The sequence below is a fragment of the Acinetobacter sp. BMW17 genome (assembly GCF_001592855.1).
GTDB lineage: Bacteria > Pseudomonadota > Gammaproteobacteria > Pseudomonadales > Moraxellaceae > Acinetobacter > Acinetobacter johnsonii.
Map to the genome: position 1 here is coordinate 69,370 of NZ_LSOD01000024.1, position 6,749 is coordinate 76,118.

Here is a 6,749-nt window from a genome sequence, read left to right on the forward strand (position 1 = left end):
GTAGGACATTTGATTTGTAGCGTTATTTTCATACCTCTATTTTATCAAAAGCCATATTGTTTTTTTCAGCATACTTTTTGAAACACCGCCTGAATCTGCTCCACCACTATAGCCAATAAATAATGTGGGTGAGTTATTAATAGTATTTTTAATAAAATTATTTAATTTTTCAGCTTGTTTTTTAGTATCAATATCTGAGTTTGCAAGTTGAAAACCACTCCATTGTCCATGAAGGTGCACAATAGATTGATTGGGAATAGCAGAAAAGTATTCTTCTGAGAGAACTTTCAGATCATAAGTTGGTGGGAAAAAATTATCTAAGCTACATGCACGATTAAGAATATTATCAAAATTGAAAGTTAGAACTTTACCAATATAGCCTTCCTTCAAAAGACTGGCTAAAGCGATATGTGCCCAATTGATTTTTGCTTTTGAAATGTGTTTTTCTATCAGAGTTTTTTGTTCATGTGGGGTAAGTTTCCCCATACATGAACCATAATCTTTTTTCTGAGTATCAGTTAATGCTCTAAGATTGCTTTTGAATTTTTTATTAATTTCGGCTACAAGTTCGTTCGCTAAAGGCATTCCTGCACTTTTGGAACAGCCTGCACCTGTGAAAATAATGACAGGTAAACCTTGTTTTTTATTATCTTTTAAAGTTTTGGCAATATCTTTAACTGAAAAACTCATTTTATAACTTATTAAAAAATATAATTTTTTTATTATATGGAATTTAAATCAAATTAACACTGATTTTTCTCTTAAAAAAAAACCGCATTATCATGAGGTTTTTTTATAGCTTAATTTTAGTGAATCAATTTTGACTATGATTTGATCATAAGGCTGGCTTTTTGTTTTGGCAGATAAACAAAGCAAAATAGTTGTTTAAGATAAAAACAGATAAAAATAGCCAATCATGTTATTTCACAAAAGTATCGCCATCTTTTAAATTGATTCTACGTTCTTAACATGAGGTCAACACCATGACGATGAAATCGATCCGTTTTAACAGTGGAGAGCTTGCATGCCAATGCTAGTTTGTATCAATCACCAAAAACAGCGCACTTATCTTGGTTTAGGGGAGGCATTAAACCAAGATGAGCAATGAAAACGACAAACCCAAGCAATTCAAATATCTAATACCAAAAAAACTGTAAAGCCCCTAATACTTGGGGCTTTTTTTATTTTAGTCGGTGATAGTTTGATTAACTGCATCACGAACTTCTTTGGGTTCAATGTGACTAATTTTATGCCCAAAACTACGTAACCACCACACCAGTTGATTGGTAAAAGGGACGGTCGCATGAACCAAGATTTGCCCATTTCCAAGCGGTTCTAAAACCTGATTGGTACTGAGTTTGGTTTCTTCCAAATACAGTGCATCTATTTCAGTCATAGTCAGGGTAAGTGCAACGGTTTCTGTAGGTTTTGAAAAGTCTACACGGAAACCTAATGCACCCGATTCGATGTATTCATCGATATCAAAATTGACTGGGTGTAAGGCACGAGTGGTTAAAACCGTCGCTGATTTGAAACGGTGCAGTGCAAAGGTCTGAATATCGGTTTTGTCGTGGCGGGTACAAATCAAATAAATAATTGCACCTTTTTGAACCAATGCAAGTGGATTGAGCGTATAGGTTTTTGCTTCAGCCGCTTGGTTTAAACCTTGATAAACGCATTCCAGCTGTTTGTCTTGGAGTAGTCCTTCATAGATGGCTTGCTGTGCTGTTTTCTCCACAATAGGGGGAATCAGCGGTTGTGTAGCAGGGACAATGCGTACGCGGTTAATCCATTGGCGTACATTATTTTGGGTAGAGAGGCTACGACGTGCTAAGTCAAACCATGGATTCATTTCTTCAATTAAGCTTGGAGGAAGAAGATGTTTAAGGTGTTCTTCAACCATCATAAACGTCACCGCTTGAGAGCTGGTCATGTGCGGTAAGCTTTGAATTGGAGCATCAGAACGCCAACGCCAACCTTGAGGCACAGCCCCATTGTTTTCAATCGGGAAGCGTTGAGAGATTTGGTTCAAATCACGTTGAATGGTTCGCAAAGTAATATCGATGCCTTCGCGTTGTAAAATCTCTTGCAGCTCTCGAGTCCCCATCCATTTTCCAGTGGAAAGGCGAGACAAAATTTGCCATTGGCGATAGAGACTATTGGACGTTTCTTTTTCTTGTATAGACATAGTTTAATAAAATATAGGAGTCGAAATTACTTACTTGAATGTGAACACAATAAGAAAACTCATTCGTTTAAGCAAGCTTTGCTTGAAATTTTTCAGTTATATTTTTTGACACAACTTAATGCGAAATAGAATTGAAGCAATGCGTTTTTTATCGATTAATAAACAAAGCATCTTTAGAAATCCATGGCATAGATATTGCTACGTATGGGTTACATATCGATAACAATTGAGAGGTTTGTATGTTTAAAGAAGATAAAGATACAAATGTAAATACGATGTTGGACGGATATAAGCTTAACTCTCCTGTATTAAATCCGATTCACTCTCATGATCGTCTATCGAGCCAGTCTGTTGGATTGTTTCATCAAATGACCTCGAATTTCTTTAATGAAATGACAGATGACCAAGCGATGTCTGGTGAGGCTTGTGCGCGTATTGAGCACTGGTTGTCACAGCATAGTGTAGAAGAACTCGAAGAACTGAACCAAATTGCCAAACAGCATTTTTTATATGAAGGTATTACGTTTACTGTATATGGTGAATCTGAGGGTATTGAGCGCACCATTCCATATGATTTAATTCCACGTGTGATCGCTAAACAACAATGGAATAAAATCTCCCTTGGCTCTGCACAACGTGTGCGGGCTTTAAATCTATTTTTACATGATATTTACCATCAACAAGACATTCTCAAAGCGAAAATTATTCCAGAACTGCAAGTGTTGACGCATGAGGCTTATCAACCGCATATGTATGAACACCATTTAAAGGGGCAGATTTATAGCCAAATTAGTGGGATTGATATTATTCGAGATGGTCAGGGTGAGTTTTATGTGCTTGAAGATAATTTAAGAACGCCATCGGGTGTGTCTTATATGCTTGAAAGTCGTAAGATTAGTGAAAAACTTATGCCTGATTTGATGCAGAAGAACCATATTTTAGGCATAGAACAATACCCACAATTACTAAAAGAAATCTTGGCTGAAAATGCGTATGTCGATCAGCCTTTCATCGTGGTGTTGACACCGGGACGTTTTAATAGTGCCTATTATGAACATGCTTTTTTAGCCCGTGAAATGGATGTGCCTTTGGTGACATCGCGCGATTTGTTTGTAGAGCATGATAAGGTCTATGTCAAAACCATTCGTGGCCGTCAACGAGTAGATGTAATTTACCGCCGTTTGGATGATGCTTATCTTGATCCGCTGTGCTTTATGCCGAACAGTACTTTAGGTGTCGCAGGGTTGATGTCCGCTTATCTGAGTCATAACGTGGTTATTGCGAATGCACCAGGCACAGGAGTTGCGGATGATAAATCGATTTATCCTTATGTCGATAAAATGATTCAGTTCTATTTAGGTGAAAAACCTATATTAAAAAATGTTCCGACATATCAATGCCGTAACAAGCAAGACTTGGCTTATGTACTGGAGAACCTTGAGCAGTTAGTGGTCAAAGAGGCGCAAGGTTCGGGTGGGTATGGTATGCTGATTGGACCGCAAGCCTGTAAAAGCCAAATTGAGCAATTTAGAGATAAGCTCATGGCGACGCCGCATTTATATATTGCCCAGCCCACTTTAGAGCTTTCAGTCAGTCCAACCATGACTGAATCGGGTGTTTCTGAGCGTCATATTGACCTTAGACCGTTTGTGCTCAGTTCACCGTATCGTACCGAAATTGTCCCTGGCGGTTTAACACGTGTTGCGATGAAAGAAGGTTCGTTGGTGGTCAACTCATCCCAAGGAGGAGGAATTAAAGACACTTGGGTCGTGGAAAACTTACATTCATAAAATAAACAAATATGAGGGTAGAACTATGATTTTATTAAGCACCAATGCTGAAAATATTTTTTGGTTAGGGCGTTATTTAACACGTACTCAATATTTGTGTGCTCAGTTTCCTTTTACCCAAGACCAGCCTGCAATGGATTATGCGCATGCATTTTGTTTGCCTGCTTTTGATGCGTGCTCACTGAATGAGCTGATTTTAAACCCAAACAATCCTGCTTCATTTAACCAGCAATTTCAAAGCGCTAAGAGTAATGTTCAAGACTTGCGCGGGATTTTATCTGCAAAGGCTTATGCGGAACTGAATCAATTTATCAAAAATGCCACTGAAAACACCGCCTATATTTGTGATGTGGTTGGAGAGTGTCAGGATGTACTTGAGTCTGAAGCCAGTGATATCTTTTTATTCTTTAGTTTGGGGCAAATGATTGAGCAGCTTGACCGTCAAATTCGCCTGAAACAAGATGCACAAAATACTTTAGTTGAAATAGAAAACATCGTCATGTTGTTAAAAGAAATGGGCTGGCTAAATCTGGCACAGGCTTGGCTAGAGCTCAAATCGCAACCTGATGCGATGAATTTTTATCATTTTAGTGATTATATTCAACAATTGTTTGAGGTTGATGTATGAAACTTATGATCAATCACCAAACGCATTATCAATACAGTGAATTGGCGCTGAATAGCATTCAATATATCAAAATGACACCCACGAATAATTCACACCAAAAGGTACGTCATTGGCATGTGAGTGTGCCAGGAGAGCGTGAAGAAAAACGGGATGCGTTTCATAATATTTGGATTACCAGTTCGCAACGTGAAGCCTATCAACAGCTGACCATAATGGCGCAGGGCATTGTTGAAATTAATAGCTTGGCAGAACATGGCATCCAAGATCGGCTGAATCCCAATTTATTTTTACAGCCGACGCCCAATACCCAGTGCAATGCCGAAATGAAGGCATTTGCACATCAGTATGTGCCTGAGCTGAATCGGGAAAATTTGATGAAACTGTCAGAAGCCATTTTAGTGCATATTCCTTATGTATCTGCCGAAACCTCGGTGCTCACTTCGGCAATCGATGCATTCAATGGGCAGCAAGGCGTATGCCAGGACCATAGTCATGTTTTTATTGCTATGTGTAAGCATCTTGGCTTACCGGTACGTTATGTATCGGGGTATTTGCATGTGCCTGAAACTTCACACCTCGCCAGTCACGCGTGGGCCGAGGTGTACATTGATGATGCATGGTATTGTTTTGATACCAGTAATCAATTGTTCAAACCACAGTCACATATCTATGTGGCCATTGGGCGCGATTATTGGGATGTGGCTCCCGTTCGTGGCGTACGTGAAAAAGGTGGAGTAGAATCGATGCATTCCATGGTACAAGTTTTAAGTTGTTAAGGTTTAGCTGAAAAAGGATGTTCTATGACCTATTGTTGTGCACTTCGTCTGCAAGATGGTTTGGTTTTTATAAGTGATACGCGTACGAATGCAGGTGTAGACCATATATCCGTGTTTAGGAAACTGTATACCTTTGGTGTGGAGGGTGAGCGCTTTATTGCGATTCAGACCTCAGGAAACTTAGCAACGACCCAAGCGGTGATTGGACATTTAAAAAATCATCTGGAGTTAAGCCAAGAACCGAATTTATATAGTGTCAATACCATGTTCGAAGCGGCTGAGTTGGTTGGACATACTTTGAAAAAAGTCTTGGCGGATATGGCGCCGGACACGCAGGAACAGAGTAATTACTACTGTAGCTTATTGGTCGGTGGACAAATTAAAGGGGCAGAAATGCAACTTTATAATATTTATCCGCAGGGGAATTTTATTTGTGCGACCAAAGATACGCCGTATTTTCAAATTGGTGAAAGTAAATATGGCAAGCCGATTCTAGATCGTGCATTACGGTATGACATGCCCTTAGACGAAGCGGTGAAGTGTAGTTTGATTTCTTTTGACTCAACTTTACGTTCCAATGTTTCTGTCGGTTTGCCTTTAGATGCTTTGGTGTATACAAGAGATAGTTTACATATTCCAGTGGGTAAGCGGATTGATGAAGAGGATCCGTATTTTTCAAGCATCAGTAAGCAATGGTCGGATACCTTAAGAAAAGGATTGCAAGAATTGGCAAAGCCGACGGATGACTATTTAGTATAAACGTGTTAGATGCTAAAAATAATGAAATCAATAAATTGGGGAAGTCTATGCGGCAAATTTGCTATGCAAGTACTTCAACGTCGGATCACGTACAGCTTCTTCAAGATGTTCGAGACATTTTAAGCGAAGCACGTGATTTTAATGCAATACATAATATTTCAGGCGTTCTTTATTATGCAGATCAGCATTATTTCCAGTGCTTAGAAGGGGATGAAGCTGCTTTAGAATTATTAATGTCGAAATTATTGAAAGACCATAGACATAAAGATATCAAAGTCTTTGAGGCGAAAACCATTCACGCGGCACATTTTAGAGCTTGGGGCATGAAGTATGTGCAACGTATGAGTAGTGTACATACCAAAATGCGTGAGATGGGTTTTGCAACATTTGAACCGCAGAGTATGAGTCAGCAACAAATTGATCAGTTGTTACAGGACCTTTACGATGCCCAGCCCGATGAGAGTTTGTGTTGAAAAAAGCCCAAGTAGAACTTGGGCTTTTTTGTTAGATTTGCTGTCCCGTCCTGAAATAAGTTTACACCTTTAAGAGGCTTATTTTATGGAACATGAACGAGAACAAAGAGTTAAGCGTACACAAGGTGATTATAG

7 protein-coding genes are annotated in these 6,749 nt (G+C 39.0%); 5 read left to right on the plus strand and 2 right to left on the minus strand.

The genetic code is table 11. The annotated features are described in order from the left end of the window. Positions 1-36: 36 nt before the first annotated feature. Both AXW61_RS17765 and AXW61_RS06990 read right to left on the minus strand, forming a co-directional pair. Positions 37-690 carry an SIR2 family protein gene (locus AXW61_RS17765; RefSeq protein ID WP_062033603.1) on the minus strand — a complete coding sequence of 218 codons (654 nt, stop codon included), beginning with the start codon at positions 688-690 and terminating at the stop codon, positions 37-39. Positions 691-1,186: 496 nt separating this feature from the next. Beyond that, complete coding sequence (locus tag AXW61_RS06990; RefSeq protein WP_062033606.1) at positions 1,187-2,188, minus strand: WYL domain-containing protein; 1,002 nt, start codon at positions 2,186-2,188, stop codon at positions 1,187-1,189. A 239-nt stretch (positions 2,189-2,427) separates the two neighbouring features. Here AXW61_RS06990 and AXW61_RS06995 point away from each other — a divergent pair, with 239 nt between their 5' ends. From AXW61_RS06995 to AXW61_RS07015, 5 genes are read left to right on the plus strand one after another with little or no spacing between them, the layout of a single operon-like run. Continuing rightward, on the plus strand, positions 2,428-3,978 hold the full coding sequence (locus AXW61_RS06995) for a circularly permuted type 2 ATP-grasp protein (protein WP_062033609.1): 1,551 nt from the start codon (positions 2,428-2,430) through the stop codon (positions 3,976-3,978). A gap of 25 nt (positions 3,979-4,003) precedes the next feature. Next, positions 4,004-4,606 (plus strand): alpha-E domain-containing protein, encoded by a 603-nt coding sequence (locus AXW61_RS07000; RefSeq protein ID WP_062033611.1) that lies wholly within the window; start codon positions 4,004-4,006, stop codon positions 4,604-4,606. Next, positions 4,603-5,382 (plus strand): transglutaminase family protein, encoded by a 780-nt coding sequence (locus AXW61_RS07005; protein WP_062033614.1) that lies wholly within the window; start codon positions 4,603-4,605, stop codon positions 5,380-5,382. Before AXW61_RS07000 ends, AXW61_RS07005 begins: the two co-directional genes overlap by 4 nt. Positions 5,383-5,406: 24 nt before the next feature. Next, entirely contained in the window at positions 5,407-6,141 is a 735-nt protein-coding gene (locus tag AXW61_RS07010) for a proteasome-type protease (RefSeq protein ID WP_004696423.1), read from the plus strand. 47 nt (positions 6,142-6,188) lie between these two features. Continuing rightward, positions 6,189-6,614: a BLUF domain-containing protein gene (locus AXW61_RS07015; protein WP_062033618.1), complete on the plus strand. Its 426-nt coding sequence runs from the start codon at positions 6,189-6,191 to the stop codon at positions 6,612-6,614. Positions 6,615-6,749 lie beyond the last annotated feature (135 nt).

What these genes read in the sequence shown, in the direction of transcription:
- AXW61_RS17765 (WP_062033603.1), bottom strand. Translation starts at nt 690, where the DNA reads ATGAGTTTTTCAGTTAAAGATATTGCCAAAACTTTAAAAGATAATAAA.
- AXW61_RS06990 (WP_062033606.1), bottom strand. Translation starts at nt 2,188, where the DNA reads ATGTCTATACAAGAAAAAGAAACGTCCAATAGTCTCTATCGCCAATGG.
- AXW61_RS06995 (WP_062033609.1), top strand. Translation starts at nt 2,428, where the DNA reads ATGTTTAAAGAAGATAAAGATACAAATGTAAATACGATGTTGGACGGA.
- AXW61_RS07000 (WP_062033611.1), top strand. Translation starts at nt 4,004, where the DNA reads ATGATTTTATTAAGCACCAATGCTGAAAATATTTTTTGGTTAGGGCGT.
- AXW61_RS07005 (WP_062033614.1), top strand. Translation starts at nt 4,603, where the DNA reads ATGAAACTTATGATCAATCACCAAACGCATTATCAATACAGTGAATTG.
- AXW61_RS07010 (WP_004696423.1), top strand. Translation starts at nt 5,407, where the DNA reads ATGACCTATTGTTGTGCACTTCGTCTGCAAGATGGTTTGGTTTTTATA.
- AXW61_RS07015 (WP_062033618.1), top strand. Translation starts at nt 6,189, where the DNA reads ATGCGGCAAATTTGCTATGCAAGTACTTCAACGTCGGATCACGTACAG.